The sequence below is a fragment of the Neobacillus sp. YIM B06451 genome, from assembly GCF_032667185.1.
Lineage (GTDB): Bacteria > Bacillota > Bacilli > Bacillales > Cytobacillaceae > Bacillus_D.
On record NZ_JAVFKJ010000018.1, the window covers coordinates 26,271 to 46,338 of the forward strand.

General features: G+C 44.9%; 20 protein-coding genes. 7 read left to right on the top strand and 13 right to left on the bottom strand.

The annotated features are described in order from the left end of the window. Positions 1-14 precede the first annotated feature (14 nt). Together RB160_RS21200 and RB160_RS21205 are read right to left on the bottom strand one after the other, a co-directional pair. Entirely contained in the window at positions 15-1,133 is a 1,119-nt protein-coding gene (locus tag RB160_RS21200; RefSeq protein WP_316572442.1) for a GAF domain-containing sensor histidine kinase, read from the bottom strand. Positions 1,134-1,309: 176 nt separating this feature from the next. Continuing rightward, positions 1,310-3,034, bottom strand: coding sequence for a phospho-sugar mutase (locus tag RB160_RS21205; protein WP_316572443.1), 1,725 nt, complete (start codon positions 3,032-3,034; stop codon positions 1,310-1,312). 188 nt (positions 3,035-3,222) lie between these two features. Here RB160_RS21205 and RB160_RS21210 point away from each other — a divergent pair, with 188 nt between their 5' ends. Both RB160_RS21210 and RB160_RS21215 read left to right on the top strand, forming a co-directional pair. Next, a complete protein-coding gene (locus RB160_RS21210; protein ID WP_396954758.1) occupies positions 3,223-3,654 on the top strand; it encodes a disulfide oxidoreductase in 432 nt (143 codons plus the stop codon). Then, entirely contained in the window at positions 3,654-4,133 is a 480-nt protein-coding gene (locus RB160_RS21215; RefSeq protein WP_316572444.1) for a thioredoxin family protein, read from the top strand. Before RB160_RS21210 ends, RB160_RS21215 begins: the two co-directional genes overlap by 1 nt. 48 nt (positions 4,134-4,181) lie before the next feature. Here RB160_RS21215 and RB160_RS21220 read toward each other — a convergent pair whose 3' ends face one another. Continuing rightward, positions 4,182-4,577 (bottom strand): YhcU family protein, encoded by a 396-nt coding sequence (locus RB160_RS21220; protein WP_316572445.1) that lies wholly within the window; start codon positions 4,575-4,577, stop codon positions 4,182-4,184. A 130-nt stretch (positions 4,578-4,707) separates the two neighbouring features. Here RB160_RS21220 and RB160_RS21225 point away from each other — a divergent pair, with 130 nt between their 5' ends. Further along, positions 4,708-5,628, top strand: a complete 921-nt coding sequence (locus RB160_RS21225; protein WP_316572446.1) for an RluA family pseudouridine synthase — start codon at positions 4,708-4,710, stop codon at positions 5,626-5,628. A 55-nt stretch (positions 5,629-5,683) separates the two neighbouring features. On the opposite strand, the gene RB160_RS21230 is transcribed toward RB160_RS21225, so the two are convergent. Together RB160_RS21230 and RB160_RS21235 are read right to left on the bottom strand one after the other, a co-directional pair. After that, positions 5,684-5,941, bottom strand: a complete 258-nt coding sequence (locus RB160_RS21230) for a GlsB/YeaQ/YmgE family stress response membrane protein (protein ID WP_316572447.1) — start codon at positions 5,939-5,941, stop codon at positions 5,684-5,686. Positions 5,942-6,276: 335 nt separating this feature from the next. After that, positions 6,277-7,104, bottom strand: coding sequence for an aldo/keto reductase (locus RB160_RS21235; RefSeq protein ID WP_316572448.1), 828 nt, complete (start codon positions 7,102-7,104; stop codon positions 6,277-6,279). 280 nt (positions 7,105-7,384) lie between these two features. On the opposite strand from RB160_RS21235, the gene RB160_RS21240 reads away from it, so the two are divergent. Together RB160_RS21240 and RB160_RS21245 are read left to right on the top strand one after the other, a co-directional pair. Continuing rightward, a complete protein-coding gene (locus RB160_RS21240) occupies positions 7,385-8,002 on the top strand; it encodes a DUF47 domain-containing protein (RefSeq protein ID WP_316572449.1) in 618 nt (205 codons plus the stop codon). Between the two features lie 11 nt (positions 8,003-8,013). Then, on the top strand, positions 8,014-9,012 hold the full coding sequence (locus tag RB160_RS21245) for an inorganic phosphate transporter (protein WP_316572450.1): 999 nt from the start codon (positions 8,014-8,016) through the stop codon (positions 9,010-9,012). A 51-nt stretch (positions 9,013-9,063) separates the two neighbouring features. On the opposite strand, the gene RB160_RS21250 is transcribed toward RB160_RS21245, so the two are convergent. The 8 genes from RB160_RS21250 to RB160_RS21285 form a co-directional block, all read right to left on the bottom strand. After that, entirely contained in the window at positions 9,064-9,993 is a 930-nt protein-coding gene (locus tag RB160_RS21250; RefSeq protein WP_316572451.1) for an aminopeptidase, read from the bottom strand. 17 nt (positions 9,994-10,010) lie between these two features. Further along, on the bottom strand, positions 10,011-10,772 hold the full coding sequence (locus RB160_RS21255) for an IclR family transcriptional regulator (RefSeq protein WP_316572452.1): 762 nt from the start codon (positions 10,770-10,772) through the stop codon (positions 10,011-10,013). A gap of 184 nt (positions 10,773-10,956) precedes the next feature. Further along, complete coding sequence (locus tag RB160_RS21260; RefSeq protein WP_316572453.1) at positions 10,957-12,225, bottom strand: M20 family metallopeptidase; 1,269 nt, start codon at positions 12,223-12,225, stop codon at positions 10,957-10,959. Further along, the gene (locus RB160_RS21265; RefSeq protein ID WP_316572454.1) at positions 12,222-13,172 is read right to left on the bottom strand and encodes a DUF1177 domain-containing protein; all 951 of its coding nucleotides are present in this window, start codon (positions 13,170-13,172) and stop codon (positions 12,222-12,224) included. Before RB160_RS21265 ends, RB160_RS21260 begins: the two co-directional genes overlap by 4 nt. A gap of 17 nt (positions 13,173-13,189) precedes the next feature. Next, the gene (locus RB160_RS21270) at positions 13,190-14,164 is read right to left on the bottom strand and encodes an ABC transporter ATP-binding protein (protein WP_316572455.1); all 975 of its coding nucleotides are present in this window, start codon (positions 14,162-14,164) and stop codon (positions 13,190-13,192) included. Continuing rightward, positions 14,157-15,170 (bottom strand): ABC transporter ATP-binding protein, encoded by a 1,014-nt coding sequence (locus RB160_RS21275; protein WP_316572456.1) that lies wholly within the window; start codon positions 15,168-15,170, stop codon positions 14,157-14,159. The genes RB160_RS21270 and RB160_RS21275 overlap by 8 nt, the downstream gene beginning before the upstream one ends. 19 nt (positions 15,171-15,189) lie before the next feature. Next, the gene (locus tag RB160_RS21280) at positions 15,190-16,083 is read right to left on the bottom strand and encodes an ABC transporter permease (protein ID WP_316572457.1); all 894 of its coding nucleotides are present in this window, start codon (positions 16,081-16,083) and stop codon (positions 15,190-15,192) included. Then, positions 16,084-17,049 (bottom strand): ABC transporter permease, encoded by a 966-nt coding sequence (locus RB160_RS21285; protein ID WP_316572458.1) that lies wholly within the window; start codon positions 17,047-17,049, stop codon positions 16,084-16,086. Between the two features lie 230 nt (positions 17,050-17,279). On the opposite strand from RB160_RS21285, the gene RB160_RS21290 reads away from it, so the two are divergent. Continuing rightward, positions 17,280-18,896, top strand: a complete 1,617-nt coding sequence (locus tag RB160_RS21290; protein ID WP_316572459.1) for an ABC transporter substrate-binding protein — start codon at positions 17,280-17,282, stop codon at positions 18,894-18,896. Positions 18,897-18,976: 80 nt separating this feature from the next. Continuing rightward, on the top strand, positions 18,977-20,065 hold the full coding sequence (locus tag RB160_RS21295; protein ID WP_316572460.1) for an amidohydrolase family protein: 1,089 nt from the start codon (positions 18,977-18,979) through the stop codon (positions 20,063-20,065). Positions 20,066-20,068 lie beyond the last annotated feature (3 nt).

The window sequence follows — 20,068 nt, forward strand, 5'->3', positions numbered from 1 at the left end:
CTTCTTTCCCCTTTTCATACCGGAATTTTGGCCGACAGCTTTGTACCCCGTCCTACCGCGCTTTCGATACAGAATTCCCCACCAAGCCTTTCAGCCCGTTCCTTCATTCCTTTCAGCCCAAGCGATGGCAGCTCATTTCCTTCGACATAATGGAAGCCGCATCCGGGGTCGCTAATTTCAAGCGACAACCAATTCCGCTCAACCGCTAATTTTATTGTAATTTTTGTTTGTCCGGAATGCTTTTTGCAATTGGCCATCGATTCCTGGCCAATTCGCCAAACTCCTTCCTCAATTTTACCCGGCAGATTCAGCACCCCCTTGACTTGGATGTCCAGCTTGAGGCCAAGCATTTGTGCGTAGCCACGGAGCGCGCTGACGATGCCGTTTTCAAGCCCTTGGGGGCGCAATTGCCAAATCAGCGCCCTCATTTCATTCAAAGCTTCCTGGGCGAGTTCCTGGATATAGGTAAAAGTCTCTTTCACCTCGGCGGATTCCGCCATTGAAGCTCCTCCCTTTGCCGTTAGGCTGACTGAGAACAGCAACTGGTTCACGGAGTCATGCAAATCCCTGGCAAGCCTGTTCCGTTCAGCCGTAAGGGCAAGCTCCTGTTCCCTTTGGGCAAGTTTGATTCGCTTTAATGATGTCCCAATTTGAAGGGCAACCGATTCCAGAAGCGCCAATTCTTCTTTGTCAAAATGGGTTTTGTGAGGGGAGCCGACATTCAATATCCCGAATTTTTCATCGCCCGCCCGCAAAGGAACCGTTGCATGATGCGTCAACTCCGCAGTATCGCCCAGATTGTTCAGGATGGCATCTTCAAGCCTTTTGCATTCCATGATGTTTGTTGCCTTCGCAAGCCTGCCATTCCTGTACTTCTCGATACACCAGCATTCCCCGGCGCACATGGGGGCATAATTTGAGCGGGATAATGCTTCAGGGAGATTCTTCCTCGCTGCAAGCCTGTAGGATCCATCCTCATCAATCAAAAAAATCCAGCCTGTTTTAAGGCCTGTAACACTAAGCAATTTTTCCAAAACATCCGATAGAATTTCATCTGTCTCGGTTCCTCTATTCAGCAGCTCGGCAATTTCCTTTAAAATGCCAAGCTCTTGCAACCTTGACTCCGCCTCCATTCGATTTCCCCCAGCCGTCGTTTTCTTTTATTATACATTTTTCAGAAAAGTTTGCCTTAGCCAATTGAATGGGAAAGGCTACGACCAAAGTCCGAGTATTTTTTAAAAATAGCAGCCGTACCTTATGACGAAATGCTAAAAAACCCGGCAAGCCACACAGCCCGCCGGGTAATCTCTTATAGCTTTGTATTGACCAATTCCATGAACTCAGCTTCAATTTGCTTTAGTTTGTTCCTGCTCGCATTTAGGCTCTTGTCATTGACCCCGAAATAAAACTTGATTTTCGGTTCAGTCCCCGATGGCCTCAGGCAAACCCAGGAGCCGTCCTCAAAGAAATATTTCAGGACATTTGATTTTGGCAAATTGATTTTTTCCATGCCTGCCCCCGAAATCCTGACACTTTCCAGGTAATCCTCCGAAGATACGACCGACATGCCGGCAAGGGTTGAAGGTGGATTGGAACGGAAGCCCGCCATGATTTTTGCTATTAGCTCGGCCCCATCCTTCCCTTTCATCGTCATTGACTGGAGCCCTTCCTGGAAGTAACCGTACTTCTCAAACACATTCATAAGGCCGTCATAAAGGCTCAAGCCTTTTTTCTTGTAATGTGCGCATACCTCCGCCGACATAAGAGCCGCCTGAACGGCATCCTTATCCCGGGCAAAATCGCCAATCAGATAGCCATAGCTTTCCTCATATCCAAATAGGAAAACTTTGTCACCTGCCTGTTCGAATTCATTGATTTTCTCGGCGATGAATTTGAATCCTGTCAGGACGTCGATAGTCTCCAACCCATAGGCCTCGGCTATCTTCCTGCCAATTTCGGACGTTACTATCGTTTTAAGGACGACCCCATTTTCCGGAAGGGTTCCTTTTGATTTTTTCTTTTCCAGAATATAATCAAGAAGCACGGCCCCAGTCTGGTTTCCGGTCAGAACTTCGTATTCGCCATCATGGTTCTTAACAGCGATGCCAAGCCTGTCTGCATCCGGGTCAGTCGCAATCAGGATATCCGCATCAACCGCCTTTCCGTCGCGGATGGCCAGTTCGAATGCAGCATGCTCCTCAGGATTCGGGCTTTTGACTGTTGAAAAGTTTGGATCCGGAAGCTCCTGCTCACGGACGATATGGACATTTTTATAACCGAGCGCTCCAAAAGCCGCCCTGACAGGCTTGTTCGCCGTCCCGTGGAGCGGAGTAAAGACAATCTCGATAGGCGATTTCTGGGCAATTCCCGTATTTTCCGAAATCGTTGCAAGTTTATTAATATAGGCGCTGTCTATTTCACTCCCTATTGTCTCAATAAGGCCCACGGCGCGCAGTTCTTCCTCACTCTTTACTTCAATCAGCAGTTCATTGTCAACTTGATTTACCTTGGCAATCACTTCGTCAGCGGCGGCAGGTGGCAACTGGCCGCCATCTTCCCCATATACCTTATAGCCATTGTACTCCGGCGGGTTGTGGCTTGCTGTTATTACAATGCCTGCTGCCGCGTTCAAATACCGTACTGCAAATGAAAGCTCCGGCGTTGGACGCAGTTCATCGAAAACATACGCCTTGATACCTCTAGTCGCCAGCGTCCTTGCCGCCTCCATCGCGAACTCCGGTGACTTGTGGCGGGAGTCATACGCGATGGCGACACCTCGCTTTTTCGCATCTTCACCTTTTCCTTCTATGTAAGAAGCAAGGCCATTGGATGCCTTACGGATGGTATAGACGTTCATTCGGTTCGTTCCGACGCCAATTTCCCCGCGCATCCCCCCGGTGCCAAACTCCAGATTCTTATAAAAGGAATCCTCAAGCAGCTTGTCATTATCTTTCATCGCTTCCAATTCAGCCTTTAATTCTGAATCCAACTCTGTAAATTCCAGCCATTTTGATGCTTTTATTCTCCAATCCATTGCAATTCCTCCGCTTCTCATAAAGCTATTTTCTATTTGCCTGTAGCGAAAAGGCCGCTTTTTTCCTATATAATCTCTATTCTAATTGGTTGCCCTGGGATTTTCCACAATCGTCATTTTTCGACCGAAACAGGGATTGTACAAAATTAAATTTTTCCCTTAAGATATTGAAAAAGAGGTGAATAATAGTGAATAAGGACAGCCGGGAGAACATTTTATTTTTCGCATGGGCCGTATCCATATTGGCGATGTTCGGGAGCCTTTACTTTTCGGAAATCCGTAAGTATGAACCATGCGTACTCTGCTGGTACCAGCGCATCCTCATGTATCCGCTGGCGCTTCAGCTTGGCATCGCCACTGTGAAAAAGGATTACCGTTTTACGTTGTACAGTGCCTGGATGTCCGCAATTGGAATGATGGTTTCCGCCTATCATTACTCCCTGCAGAAGCTGCCTTTTATGGCAGAAGCAGCCCCAGCGTGCGGCAGGGTTCCATGCACCGGCCAATACATTAACTGGCTTGGCTTCATCACGATCCCATTTCTCGCCCTAATGGCGTTTACTCTAATCTTTATTTGCAGCATGGTTATTTTGAAGAAAAACAAGGGGGAACTAGCATAATGAAGAAAATACTTATATTTCTTGGAGTCATTCTTTTACTTTTTATCGGCATGGCCTATTTAACAAACAAACAGAATGAGGATAAAGTTAGCGGGAATAATCCGTATGGGGACAAGAACCTTCACCCAGAAACAATTGCCCAGTTGGACGACCCTAATTACCAAAATATCGTTACACTTGATAATCTTGAAAAAAAACTCGCCGATCGTGAAGATTTGACCGTTTACTTTTATAGCCCGACTTGTTCGTACTGTAAACAGGCAACCCCAATTCTGATGCCGCTTGCCAAGGATATGGATATCGACATTCTGCAACTCAACGTACTTGAATATGAGTCAGCCTGGGCTGATTTTAAAATTGAGGGAACCCCAACTTTGATTCGTTTTGAAGATGGCATTGAGACTTCAAGAATTGTCGGGGGACGGGATAAAGCGGAGTTTCAGGAGTGGCTTGAGGAATATGCTTTAGCAAAGTCGTAGAATGACAAAAACGCCTGCAGCCGGCAGGCGTTTTTGCTGTGAAACGAATCAAACAAGAAGCTGATTGGCGGCGGGCGCAAACACACTTAAAAAGGAATCGCCGCGTTTTTGCACTGGCAGAAAAGAATCATACCCGAATGGAAAAAGCAGGCCATAGTAACGAAGATTATCGGCATTTTTCAAAAAAAGCGCCCGGTGCTGGTCACTGGGTTTAGGAGATTCCAGGATGGATATAAGCGTTTGCAGGCTTGCCATGACATAAAAAGCATCCCGTAACGTTCCATATGCATCCTGGCTGCTCTTGGTATGTAGCACTCCAAGCCTTTGAAATTCTTTAATTTCCCCATCGGAAAAATACCTTGGCAAAATGCCTGAATAAAAATACTTAATTAAATCATCGATTTCATCTTCCTGGCCAGGGGTCGAGGCAAAAACGATTTTCACGGAATAACCACCTTTGTTACATTTGTAATACTGCCGTAATATATCTTTAGAATAGCACATTTGGAACTGTAAATTGGATGGTAATTTCAACCACATACAACCAGAAATGGGTGTGGAAAGGTGCGATTAAATGCTTAATACAAAAAGAACCGGAAAGTATCTTGAATTGGCCGTTCCCGAACCATGGGACGGGATAAAAATCGCTGAGATTTTCAAGGAAAAATGGGGAGTGCCAAAGAAACTTGCCCACCAATTCAGAATGGAAGGGAAAGTCCTCTTGAAGGGAGAAAGAGCAGATTGGGAAATGCGGTTGCCTGCAGGAACAAAAATCCATCTATTGCTCTTTGACGATATGCCGCCACAAGTTCAGCCTTTTTACATGGACTTGGGTATTTTGTATGAAGACAATCATTTGCTGATTGCCAATAAGCCGCCTTTTATTTCTACCCACCCAAACTCCCCTGACGATAACGAAACTCTCGTGAATGCAGTTTCCGCCCATCTTCAGACGTCCGGGGATGGCGGATCTGTCCAGCAAATCCATCGGCTCGACCGTGATACGACTGGCGCAATTATATTTGCAAAGCATCCACTTGCAGGCGCCATTCTTGACAGGATGCTTGAGCAACGGGCAATCAAGAGGACCTACATCGCCGTGGTCATGGGAACTGGACTTAGGAAAAAGGGGACAATCAATGAACCAATCGGAAGAGACCGCCATCACGCAACACGGAGGCGTGTTTCAAAAACAGGCCAGGAAGCTGTTACCCACTATCGGGTTTTAAAAGCCGACAATAAGAAAGGGCTGACATGGGTTTCCTGCTGGCTTGAGACGGGAAGGACGCACCAAATCAGGGTCCATTTTAGCCATATTGGGCATCCATTGGCAGGGGATTTACTTTATGGAGGAAAACCAATCTTTAATCGCCAGGCCCTCCATTCCGCAAAAATCGAATTTAAACATCCAATTACACTTGAGGAAATTGTCGTCCATGCGGCGTTCCAGGACAATCCCCCGATTTTCGAAGGAATAGAGGTAGACAAAATATAAATCATTCAGGGAAGAAAAATAGGCCTCCCAAAAAGGGAGGCCGTTTTACTGATTATTAATGATTTGACCTTCTGAAGGCCCTCATAATCATGCTTAGCAGGAAGACAAGGATTACTGCTCCAATAATGGCTGGAATTATCGCAAAGTCAGCTACAACAGGACCCCAGTCACCGAAAATTGCTGTACCTAACCATGCACCTACGAAACCTGCAATAATATTACCTATAATTCCGCCCGGAACATCCCTGCCTACGATCATCCCTGCTAACCAACCGATGATACCTCCAATAATTAATGCCCATAGAAAACCCATTTAAATTCACTCCTTGAAAAGTAGTTATTTTTTGTAAAGTGCGCCTTTTTATTCCGGCTGCTGCAGCCACAAACAGCTTTGGTGTAACATCTGGGACGCCTTCGTCCGCTGTTGTTTTTCCTAACTGTTTGTACCTTTAAAATACCCCCATTTTTTTAAAATAAACACCATCATTTATTCTCCATTTCATGAGACTGAATGAATCTCTTCAACAAAAAACACCCCCGATGTTTTAACCGGGAGTTAGTAGTAATCAACAAGTACGGTGTATATAGCTTAGCCAATTTAATGGGCTTCCTGCATGGATGCATAGCAATTTTGGATTTTGCGGGATTTTAAAAATCGAAATTGTCCGGGTCAGCCCCAAAACGTGTACCCACGTCCAGGCTATTTATTAATTCCATATCTTCCGTTGATAACTCAAAATCAAATATATCCGCGTTTTCTTTTAGCCTTGCTGGCGTAATTGACTTGGGAATGACTGCAATGCCGTTTTGAAGATGCCAGCGGAGAATGACCTGCGCGGGCGTTTTTTTATTTTTTTCAGCAAGTGCGGTTAGGACTGGATCAGCCAGGATTCTTCCCCTGGCGAGAGGAGACCATGCCTGGACAAGAATATCGTTTTTTTCACAAAACTCCCTTAGTTCCTTTTGGGCAAGTGCGGGATGGAGTTCGACCTGGTTGACAGCCGGTTTTAACGAGCTTTGGCCCATCACATCCTCGAGGTGATGAATATTGAAATTGCTCACGCCAATTGATCGAACCTGTCCTTCTTCATAAATCCGTTCGAGTGCCCTCCACGTTTCAATATATTTACCTTTCACCGGCCAGTGGATTAGGTAAAGGTCAATATATTCGAGCCTAAGTTTTTCCAGGCTTGTTTCAAAAGCCTTCAAGGTTGAATCGTATCCCTGGTCGCTGTTCCACACTTTTGTTGTGATAAAAATTTCTTTGCGGGGAATGCCGCTTTGGCGGACCGCCCGGCCAACTCCCTCTTCATTCTGGTAGAGTGCAGCGGTGTCAATCAGCCGATAGCCTAACTTAAGTGCTTCCGAAACAGTTACTTCTACTTGTGTTCCTTCTTCCACCTTATAAACACCAAGGCCAAAATAAGGAATTTCCACTCCGTTATGCAGCCTGGCAGTTTCAGTTAATAAATTCATTCTCATCAGCCTCCTTTTATAAATTCTACATTTTAAGCCAGGAATTTGCACAATATAAAGAAGGAAGTTTTCAGCGGGACGGTTTTATTATTTGAATGAAGGATATATAGAAAAAGAATTTGCTTTTAGCGGCAAACTTTTTAAATTGGAAAAAGTTCTTCCGCCTTAATATTAATTTTTTTAGTAAATTATGCAAAAACTCTTTTCATTTTCGACAAATTTCGTTTATAATTGTTTCGTTTGGCACGTTTTTACAAAGGAAAAAAATGGGGGTATTCCGATGGCTTTTAAAAAAAATGACAAGTTCTCCACCCTTCTTGGTGAAATTGCCGCAAACTTAAAAGAAAGCGCCAATTATTTTACAGACTATAAGCTCAAAAACGTAAGCGACCTTAAAACATTTTCCGAAAGCATGAAAGAGTATGAAACAAAGGGCGATACGTATATGCATACGGTTATTAAGGAATTGAATGACGCTTTTATTACCCCAATTGAGCGGGAGGATATCCTGCATCTTGCCAACAGCATGGACGATGTTCTAGATGGCCTCGAGCATTGCGCGGCATTGTTCGAAATGTATTCCATTACGGATGCGGACGACTTCATGCTTCAATTCACGGGTGCTATCCAAAGCAGTGTACTTGAAATCGAGAAGGCCATAACCCTTCTAGCATCAAAAAAGTTGCTTCAAATTCGTGAGCACGCAATTTCCATCAAGGACTATGAATCAAAATGCGATGGCATTCTGAGACAGTCAATCAAGCATCTTTTCTCCGTTGAAAAGGATCCAATCCGGATTATCCAATATAAGGAGATTTATGAAACACTCGAAGACATTGCGGACAGCTGCCAGGGTGTAGCCAATACGCTCGAAACCATTATCATGAAAAACGCGTAAGGAGCTAAACCATGGATTATATATTTATATTAACCGCTGCGATTGTTATTTTCGCTCTTGCGTTTGACTTCATTAACGGTTTCCATGATACGGCGAATGCAATCGCCACCTCCGTATCGACCAAGGCACTAAAACCTCGGCATGCAATTATTTTGGCTTCTGTTATGAACTTCGTAGGTGCGATGACGTTTACCGGGGTTGCAAAGACGATTACGAAGGATATAGTGGACCCTTTCACATTACAGAATGGGACACTAGTCATTTTGGCAGCGCTTCTGTCAGGTATTACTTGGAATCTGCTCACTTGGTATTTCGGCATCCCGAGCAGCTCTTCACATACACTGATTGGTTCGATTGCTGGTGCTGCTATTGCTTCTTCGGGGTTTAATATAATCGAATATCAAGGTTTCTTTAAAATTCTTCAGGCCTTGATTTTCTCGCCGATTTTGGCTTTTGTCGTAGGTTATATTGTGTATTCGATTTTTAAAATTATTTTCAAAGATGCGAACCTTACGAAAACAAACCGGAACTTCAGGATGATTCAGATTGGAACAGCGGCATTGCAGTCCTACACCCATGGTACAAACGATGCCCAAAAGGCAATGGGGATCATTACAATGGCCCTGATCGCGAATGGATATGTGGATTCTACCGATATCCCGTTCTGGGTACAATTTTCCTGTGCGGTAGCAATGGGTCTCGGAACGTCTATCGGAGGCTGGAAAATCATTAAAACCGTTGGCGGTAAAATTATGAAAATTCGTCCGATTAATGGGGTTGCCGCCGACTTAACTGGAGCCGCGATTATTTTTGGTGCGACATACATCCATCTTCCTGTCAGCACAACCCATGTTATCTCCTCCGGTATCCTCGGTGTCGGTGCATCCCACCGCCTGAAGGGTGTAAAATGGGGGACAGCCCAAAGGATGCTTACTACATGGGTCATCACCTTGCCAATTTCTGCGTTGATTTCGGCGACTTTCTATTATATACTGAACCTTTTCCTATAATTAAAAGGGGCCTTTCAACTAGTGAAGGCCCCTTTTTATATTGGAACAATGTTAATTTAAATTCAGCCGTTTCCCATCTATCTCAACAGTTGGCTCGGTGATGACACAATCAATGTGGACTCCTGCCTCGTTTGTACCGCCGAAAGGCTTGTTGCTGCCAAAAGCGATATGAACTGTTCCATACACCTTTTCATCTTCGAGGACATTGCCGGTCAATCTTGCTTTTTTATTCGTTCCAATTCCAAATTCAGCGATAATCCTGCCGTTCCCATCTCCAAGCAGATCGAGCAAGCGCTTTCCTTCCTTACCGGTTGCATCGGTTAACCGTCCATCTTCAACAGTTAACAACACCGGTTCACTTACAACACCGACACCAGCAATGGACCCATCCACAAAAATCTTCCCATTCGCAGAATTCTCGATTGGCGCAATATAACTCTCACCTGATGGAAGATTCCCCGACTCCCCTTTATTTCGGAATACGCCTGTGCTTGGAATTGCTTTTCGTCCTTTAATGGAAAAAGACAATTGGGAGCCGCCTTTCGAAATAGTTACAGTTTCTCCTTCTTCTAGCAAGCGGCAATATTCATTGGTAAGTTGCTCAACTTCCGAATAATCTGCCGTAATCGCACCCTCCTGCAGCATGTCCATTGTTATCCCCGGCATTGTGGCCACACGTGCCCCTGCAGCAGACGCATCCTTCCTTGCTTTTGTATGGGTAAGTGAGTGATGTGTGATGCAAAGGATCACGTCTGCCGCTTTCATCGCCTCGGCGACAGGCTTAGGCGGTTCTTCTCCGGATTTTGTCCTGGTCATCATCTCCATGAGCATTGTTTCATTGCCCAATGCAACGCCAGCCTCATAAAAAATATTTGCAGCCTCGTGCGAATCTGGATCCGTAACGATCAAAATTTGATCATTTTCCAGGATATTTAAATTCGATTTTAATATTGATTTGCCTACTTCTAGTAAATCGGCCACTTTCATTCCTCCCGCGGCTAAACTTTTAACTTCAATTGGTACCGTTCAATGACGCTGGCAATCTCATCCCTTGTCTCCATGAGCACTGGAACATATTCTTTGATTTTTTCTTCGGTCATTCTGTAAACCGGGCCTGAAACCGTAACAGAGCCAATGATTTCTCCCCGGTCGAACAATGGAACGGCAACAGCTACCACATCCCATGTGTATTCACCCTGGCTTTGCGCCCAGCCCCGCTCCCTGATATGCTCAAGCTCCGTTTTAATCTCGTCCGGGTCTGTCATCGTTGTTTTCGTGTATTTAACGAGATCCGAATGGATGACCGAATCAATGAAATCCTCCGGCATATAAGCCAAAATGGTCCGATAGGTAGCGCCTACATACAATGGGGCACGGCTTCCAGCAGAAACAGAAAACTTTACTTTGTTTTCCGGTTCGACTACATCCAGTGTAACCGCTTCATCCTTATCGAGTACTGTCAAAAAAATCGATTCTCCGGTCTTGTCCCGAAGCCGTTCCATAACTGGACGGATTATGTTTGAAACATTCAGGCTCTCATACATAATCATGCCTAATTCCCATGTAGCGTAACCTAGGGAATATTTTTTGGTGACCTTATCCTTTGATATGAATCTATTTTTCTCTAATGTTTCAAGGATACGGTAAATATTCGTATGGTTTAGGCCCATTTCATTCGCCAGTTCCCGTCCTCCCCAGACGGGACGTTCCTTAGTGAACATCTTCAAGACTTTCAATGCCAAATCCAACGTCTTTAGCACATCATTTCTCCCCCTTCAAAACCTTTCGACAATTCCCATTACACCTCTAATTTTGGTAGAAAGCAACGGTTTTTTCAATAATAAACAGTTATCCTGCCAAAACTCCCATAGGAGGGAGTCCATTAGGCTGGATAACTGCTTGTAAAAGGGAAGCCGGATTTTCTAAACACCGGCTTTCACTTCATTATTTTTCATAGAGGAAGTCAATGACTGCCGCAGCGTAAACTTTTGCACAGCGGACGATATCTTCCACTTGTACCTTTTCATTGTAACCGTGAATGCTTGGTAAATAAGCGGGGCCGTATTGCAGCACCGGGATATTATACTCCCTGAAGTGGCGCGCATCGCTGCTTGCCCATTGCATGACTCCGTACGCATTTTCCCCGGTTACTAATGATATGTTGTCAACGATGGAACGGCAGACAGGGTCTTCGGCAGATGTGTGGTTCGCATTGCTTCTAAACCCAAACTGGTGTATTTCATAGCGTATGCCGAGCGCATCCAATTCTTTTTTGAGGTAAGCTGTAACCTCATCTTGTGTAATGCCGAACGGAAGGCGGCAATCTACCTGGACTTTGCAGCTCTCAGGTATGACATTGGATTTTGTTCCTCCCTGAATCGTGCCGATATTGACCGTGATCCTTTCCAGTACAGGCTGGAATTTCTCTCGCTCCTCTTCCACTTCACGCATATACCGTTGGGAAACTTCGATTAATTCTTTTACCTCTTCCGGAATGGTGATTTTCATATCCCATAAGGACCTGATTTTTTCAATGGCTGCAATTGCATCGACAATGGCGTTGCCTCCCGCAACCGGTGATAAGCTGCCGTGCCCCGGAGTACCGAAGACTTCCAGCTCAAACCAGTAGGATCCTTTCTGCCCGATGGTCGGATTCAGTGGTGAAGATGGTTCGGCAATAAGGGCGCCATCGCCTTTTACCAATCCTTTTTCAAGAAGCCAAGGAACCCCGAACTCCCCGCCAGTTTCCTCATCGGGAACAATGGCTAGCGTTAATTTCCCAGGAAGTTCAACATTTAATCGTTTTAAGAGTGCGAAGGCGAATAGGATGCCGCCAAGGCCTGCCTTCATATCACTCGCTCCCCTTCCAAGGAGCCAGCCATCCTTTACTTCACCCGAAAATGGATCGAAGTCCCATTTTGACAAGTCCCCTGCTGGAACAACGTCGGTATGGCCGCAGTAAATTAAATGCTTCCCTTCTTCCTGGCCAATGCTAGAAATTAAATTGAACATTTTATCGGCAGACTCATGCCATTCTGTTTCAAGGCCATATTGGCGAAGATAGCCGTCAATGAATTTGGAAATCTCGGTTGAATCGCCTGGTGGATTCTCACTCGGAATTTGGATTAATGAACTGCAAAGCTCTATCAGTTCATCCTTCCTTGCTTCTACTTCCTCAATTAATCGTTGTTTTAATTCCTTTATTTCGCTCATCCCAAAGCCACCTGATTTCCTTTTGTTTGAAGATGGTTCATTTTTCCGTACAATGCTTCCAAGCGCGCAAACTCTTCCTCATCATAGAATGAACATTTATTTTCACCGAAAAGCTTGGCAACTTCAATGACAAAACGGACTACCTGCTCCACATCCGCTGGGTGGGTTGCTCCTGTTCCGCAACCTGCGACAGCCGTTTCGGTTGTAATCGCAACCCCAACTACAGGGCTATTAGTCGCAACCGCAGGCTGAAGGATACTGTTTACGTGATAGACGCCATTCCCATAAGGAGTAATATCCTGTGTTGTGATCGGCAGGGTAACTGGGAGAATTCCGGCTGACTGGGTATAAATATGCAGAAGGTCGCTGCTGATTTTCAAAATATATCCTTCTTTTACAGTCGGAGTAATGGCAAATCCTTTGTGATTTGTAATCATATTTCCTTTTGTTGTATCAATCGATAAAATGGCATCCATTTCTTCTGTCACTTCGTATTGATTCATCGTAAGGATATCTACGGGTGAATCCATAAACGGAACTGGGTCATGCGGCAAAGTTGGCGCCGTCGGGCAAATATGGGTGGTCAGAATAATATCCCCTTTTAGCTTGTCGCCTTTTCCGGACATATCAAGAAGCTTGGCGGCAGCTGCAATACAAGATAGGGCGCCGTCACCATCAGAAACAAATCCCTTAACTTCCGGACGGGCGCCGATTCCGCCAAGCCTTCCGATGATTCCCAAGGTTGGGGCTGTTCCTCCCGTTGATTTACCTTCTTCTCCCGCAATCACAATCTTAACGAAATCCGTTGACCCAGCTTTTCCTTCGACGGTTTGGACGGTAACATCTCCTTCTTGGGAAATGCCTTCAAGGTATTCTTTTATATCATTTCCCGTTACATGAATACTGTCCATTACTTCTAAAACTTCAATAACGTGCTTCAATGACATGATTGATTCCTCCAAAATTATGATTCGTATAGGTGGCAGGCGACCTTCTGCTGTGAGTCCCGCTGCTCCAGTACGGGTACTGCAGTTTTGCAAATATCCATAGCAAACGGGCACCGCTTGTGAAAATGGCAGCCCGAAGGCGGATTTACGGGGCTTGGCACATCGCCAGTAAGGATGATTCTTTCTTTTTTCTCATAAGGGCTTTCTGTCGGGACTGCTGAGAGCAATGCTTTTGTATATGGATGAAGCGGGTTTTCATAAATCTCTTTATATGTTCCAATCTCAACAATCTTCCCAAGGTACATAACGGCGATTCTGTCACACATATATCGCACCACATTCAAATCGTGGGAGATGAAAATGTAGGTCAATCCGAATTTTTCCTGCAAATCTTTAAGAAGGTTAATGACTTGCGCCTGAACAGATACGTCGAGAGCGGAAACCGGTTCATCACATATGATTACGTCTGGGTTCAAAGCCAGTGCGCGGGCAATATTGATCCGCTGGCGCTGGCCCCCGGAAAATTCATGCGGATAACGGTCGGCGTGGTAACTGTTTAAGCCAACTACTTCGAGGAGTTCGATAACCCTCTCATTCCGGGATTTCCTGTCTCCCACTTGATGAATTTCCAATGGCTCTGCAAGCAGCTGCCGGATTGTTTTTCGCGGATCTAATGAAGCATAGGGGTTCTGGAAAACCATTTGAATCGACTTTCTGGAAACTCGGAGATCTTTTTCAGCCAAGTTTGCCAAATCCTGCCCTTTAAAAAGAACCTTCCCATCAGTCGGGCGGATAAGCTGGTTTATTAGCCTTGCCATCGTTGACTTTCCGCACCCGGATTCCCCAACAATGCCAAGCGTTTCACCAGGATAGACATCAAAGCTGACGCCGTCAACCGCTTTTACACTTTGCGTTGATTTTTTGAAAGGAAGCGGATTATTGATGGGAAAATGCTTTTTGATATTTTCAATCTTTAAGATCGCTTCAGCCATGGTATGCCTTCTCCTTTCTTTCCAGCCGCTTTTCACTAGTTTGGAAGTGGCAGGACGCAAAGTGGTTTTTTTCTACTTCGATGAGTTTCGGCTTAACCGTACGGCAAATATCCTGGGCGTATGGGCAGCGGTCAGCAAAATGGCAGCCCTGGATTTCCTGCCTCAAATCTGGAGGCGTCCCCGGAATGGCGGATAGCTTCTCTCCATCGCCAACCTCACTTGTTATCTGTGAATCTAACAGCCCCCAAGTATAGGGATGAAGCGGATTATCGAATATATCTTTTACACTTCCGGATTCTACCGTATTGCCGGCATACATGACGATGACCTTATCACACATTTCCCATACGACTCCCAAATCGTGGGTAATCATAATGATGGAAGTGCCAATCGTCTCTTGCAAGTTTCTCATTAAGTCCAAAATTTGCGCCTGAACCGTTACATCCAAAGCGGTTGTCGGTTCGTCGGCAATTAACAATTTCGGGTTGCATGCAAGGGCAATCGCAATCATAACCCGTTGCCTCATCCCACCGGAAAATTCGTGGGGATACATTTCAATCCGTTTTTCGGCTTCCGGGATTCCTACCAGCTTTAGCATTTTGATTGCTTCCTGCTTTGCCTCTTTTTTGGACACCTTGCGATGGGCCCGAATAACCTCCATGATTTGATTCCCTACCGTATAGACTGGGTTCAGGCTCGTTATTGGGTCCTGGAATATCATTGAGATTTCATTTCCTCTTACTGAACGCATTTCTTTTTCCGAGAGGGACAATAAATCCTTGCCTTCAAAGAGAACCTTCCCTCCGGCAATCTTTCCGGGCGGGCTTGGAATCAAGCGGAGCAGTGCGGTGGCAGTAACACTCTTCCCTGAACCGGATTCCCCTACTATTCCAAGTGTCTCTTTTCTATTTAAAGCAAAGCTGACTCCATTCACGGCTTTTACAATGGAAGAAGAGGAACGGAAGTGTACCTCTAAATCTTCGACTTTAACTAAATAATCCGACATGCCTTTCACCTCCGGCCTATTAAACTTTCATTTTTGGATCGAGTGCGTCACGCAATCCATCACCAAACAAATTTATGCCGAGAACAGTCAGCAGAATAGCAAGTCCTGAAAATGTTGCCATATGAGGGCTTAAGACCAAGAAGTCCTTCCCGTCTTTCAGGATGCTTCCCCATGAAGCGGTTGGAGGCTGAACCCCAAGCCCAAGGAAACTAAGGGCCGCTTCAGATACTATTGCGCCGGCAACGCTCATCGTCCCATATACAATCAACGGGGCAAGGCAGTTAGGCAAAACGTGCTGGAACAGAATCCGTGAGTGGGTGGCTCCGAGCGATCTCGTCACTTCAATGAATTCCTCTTCTTTTACGCTGAGCACCTGCCCGCGGACAATCCTTGCAAAGCCTGGAACATTGGCAATTCCAATCGCGATTATGACATTTAGAAGTCCTTGCCCAAGAACTGTCATCAAGGTAATCGCCAAGAGAATAAACGGAAAAGCAAATAGGCCATCCATTGTCCTCATAATGATAGAATCAAGCTTACCTCCGAAATAGCCGGATACAAGTCCAAGCAAGGAGCCGAAAAATGCTCCAAACACTACCGCCGACACTCCGACAATCAGTGAAATTCTTGCACCATAAATAAGGCGGCTCAACAAATCCCTCCCATAGTTATCCGTTCCGAGCAGATGCCCTTCCGAACCAGGCACAGCAAGGGAATTGGCGACATCCATCTTATTGGGATGGTATGGGGCGAGGAGTGGGGCGAAAATAGCAATGAAAACCATCACCGCGATAATTGTCAGCCCAATGGCAGCCAGCCGATTTCTTATCAGCTTTTTAAATACTCCCGCTTCCTTTTTAGCCTGAATTGGATTTGGCTGAGCCGGTGAAACTGAACTTTGTATTCCAGCCATCTATTCTTTTCCTCCTTTACTGGAAGAGTAATTCACTCTTGGATTCACAACTTTGTACATGATATCCACCAACAGGTTGACAAGAACAAAGATTACAGCAATAAAGAGGACCGTTCCCTGCACGACAACAAAGTCCCTTTTATCAATCGCATCGACAATCAATCTTCCCATTCCCGGCCAGCTGAAGATTGTTTCTGTTAGCACCGCCCCGCCAAGCAGGGAAGAAATTTGCATGCCAAGTACGGTTAAAAGCGGAGTCAAAGCGTTCTTGAACGCATGCTTACAAATGACAATGAATTCGCTTAACCCTTTTGAACGGGCAGTTTTAATATAGTCATGGGAAATGACTTCAAGCATGCTAGAACGGGTAATCCGCGCAAATGTAGCCATCGGGATTGTCGCAAGCGTAATGCTTGGTAAAACGAGATGTTTTAAATAAGGAATAATCCCTTCGCTTATGTCGCCCATTCCCGTTGCCGGAAACCAGCCGAGGTTAACACTGAAATAAAGGACCAGCATAATCCCCAACCAAAAGATTGGCATCGATACCCCTATCAAGGAAACAAGCATAACCGAATAGTCCAATAACGAGTTTTGCCTTGATGCGGAAATGATACCCGCCGGAACACCTATTAGGAATGCGATGATCAGTGCGCTGATTGCAAGTATCAAGGTATTAGGGAAACGTTCAAGAATTAATTGCACAATCGGCTCATTATAAGTAAGTGATACCCCAAAATTACCAGTTAACAAATCACCCAAATAATGAAAAAATTGAACATATAAAGGGTCATTTAGCCCCAAGTCCTCCCTTAGTGCTTTTATATCTTCCACACTTGCCTGTGGTCCGAGCATGACAGCCGCGGGGTCACCCGGAATCAACCGAGTGATGATAAAGACAATTACAGCCACTACGAATATGGTAGGTACAAAATCAATGAATCTTCTAATAATATATTTCCCCATAAGTCGCCTCCTGTTATTTCACTATTTGAAACACTGATTCATTTAATGAATTAAAAACAAGTTTAGCACCGGGATAAATAATTGTAAATAACGAATTGAACTAAAAAAAAATGTTTTTAAAATATTTTAAATACTTGTTTACATAATTTTTTGATTGTGATAGATTTGTTTTTAAATTCATTATTTGAATTATCGTTTCACTATTCGAAACAACAGGAAGGAGCTTAACAATGAAAAAAAGGTTTCGCAGTCGTCTTTTCTTTTTGGTTCTCACTGTAGCTATTCTTGCTTTGAGTGCCTGTTCTTCAGGAAGCAATTCTGCTTCCAATTCCTCTTCCAGCGACAAAAAATCCGCTGCCGCGGGAAAACCGCAGGATGGTGGCACTTTACGGGTGGGCCTTTCAGCTAACCCGAAAACGTTGGATCCGATTAAGTACACAGGTCTTTATGAATCACAGGTCATGCTTCAAATTGGTGACACCCTTGTGGTTTACAATAAGGAACTAAGTGAATTTGTTCCTTCCCTTGCAACTGAGTGGTCAGTTTCCGATGATATGAAAGTGTATAATTTTAAACTTCGTGACGATGTCTACTTCCAGCCTGGCAAATACCAGGACGGAAGAAAAATGACAGCCGAGGATGTAAAGTACAGCCTTGAACGTTCCGCCAAGGAATCCGCTATGAACCGCCTTCGTGGCGTTGAAAGCGTTGAAGTAATTGCAGACAACGAGATTGCAATCCATTTGAGCGAGCCAAATGCGGCGCTGCTTGCAATGCTGACGGATGCTGGAAACCTCATTGTTCCTAAAGAGGAGGTTGAAGGCTGGGGCGATTCTTTTGGAAGCCATTTAGTAGGAACAGGTCCTTTCCAAATCAAGGATTGGAAAAAGGATTCACAAGTAAAGCTTGTTCGCCATGAAAAGTATTGGGGTGAAAAGCCACATTTGGATGGTGTCAACTTCAGCATCATTCCTGAACCAAACACGATGACAAACTCACTCCGTTCCGGTGACCTTGATATCGGAATGGACATTAAAGGCCAAAACCGGGAGTTGGTTAAGGCGGATGCAAACCTTGAATTGCAGTCCACCCCATCCCTGGCGATTACCTATCTGGATTTAAATAATAAAAAAGGCCCTACTGCCGATCCTAAAGTACGTGAGGCAATTTACAAGGCTACAAATATAGAGGAAATTGTAAAAGGAGTCAACAAATGGGGCGGAGCGGAAAAATCGTTCCTGCCGCTTCCAAAGGGTTCTTGGGGATACAGCAAAGACCTTGAAAAACTAACTCCGACATACGATCCAAAAGAAGCGAAAAAGCTTCTAGCCGAGGCAGGTTATCCAAAAGGATTCAAAACAGAACTTTACTTGGCCGAAGCCCGTGTGCCATACGGTACGATTTTCCAAAATCAAATGAAGGAAAACCTGAATATCGATGTTGAAATAAAAGTTGTTGAATGGGGAACCTACAGCGATATTGTTTCTAAAGGAAACGCACCGATGTCAGTTGGCGGTTGGACATGGTATCCAGATCCATACTTCTTCCTTTACCAACTATTCCACACTGACCAGATTGGCGCGCTTGGAAACGGTAAAGGCTATTCAAATCCAGAAGTTGATTCACTTCTGAACCGCGCCTCATCCGAAACAGTTGATCAGAACGAACGCGCGAAGCTTTACCAGGAGGCCCTTAAGATCATTATGAAGGATGTGCCAAGGATTGAGATTGAAACGATGGACGCAACAGCAGGTGTAAGCAAAAAAGTCCATGGCTTCGAAGTCTCTCCTGACTCCTCCATTAAGATTGTTTCGCCTAACGGAACTAACGTTTGGATGGAAAAATAAAGTATAGCAATTCGTGCAGAAAAGTAGAGAGGGAAATCTCTCTACTTTTCTTTATTCTAAAATGAAAGAGGGCGTAATCCATGTCAATGACCGCCATTATAAACGGCAATGTTTATAACCACCAGACTGGCGAATTCTCCAAAAATACTGTCCTGGTTAAAGATAAAGTCATAGCTTCAATCCTCCCTCCTGATTCACCTTTGCCAGATTGCAATATTATTGATGCAACCAATCAATTTTTAACGCCTGGTTTGATTGATACTTGTTCCCAGATTGGTTTAAAAGAAATTGGCGTCCGCTGGGAAGGCCATGATGGATATGAACCGAATGTTGAAAAGGGATTCCAATTGGAAGTGATCGACGGGGTCTACCCATTTGACAAGGCTTTTCAGGATGCAATTTCTTCAGGAGTGACCGCTGCCCATGTAGTATCCTCCCCCGAGGCCATTGTCGGGGCAAAAACATCGGTTATCCATACCCATGGGCTGACCGTGGATGAAATGGTATTGAAGAAGAACCTTGGCTTCATCTTTTCCATGGGCGATGTGCCGAAAAGTGCCTTTTGGGCTAGTACAAAAACACCGCTCACACGTATGGGGATTGCAAAAAAGATAAGGGAATCGTTAAGGGCCCTTCAAATTAAGTATAACTTACAGGAAACTCCTATTTATATTCGCGCCCATCGCGCTGACGATATCGCAACTGCCTTTCGGATTGCCGGAGAATTTGGCTTCCAATTCAACTTGGTTCATGGAACGGAATTACCGCTTGTCTCGAGCCAGCCATCCAATAGCATATCTTCGGTTATTGCCGGCCCTTGCTTTCAGCCGATGGAAAGAGGCGAACTAAAGAATTTGGATTGGACACTGTTCCGTTCACTTTATGATAGGAATGTGCCGTTTACTTTTTCTACCGACCATCCAGTAAGTTCGGTTACACACCTGCAGCTAGAAGGAGCCTTAGCATTAAAGGCAGGAGTTCCTGAGAAAATCATCTTAAATGGGCTGACGCTTGATGCTGCCAGGCTTTTTAAAATTGACCATCTGACAGGAAGCCTCATGGAAGGGTTGTTAGCTGATATCGTCCTTTGGAATAAGCATCCTCTAGATTTAACAGCTCGGACTGTACGTACGTTTATTAAAGGCAAAGAAGTTTACAGGTGGGAGTGATTC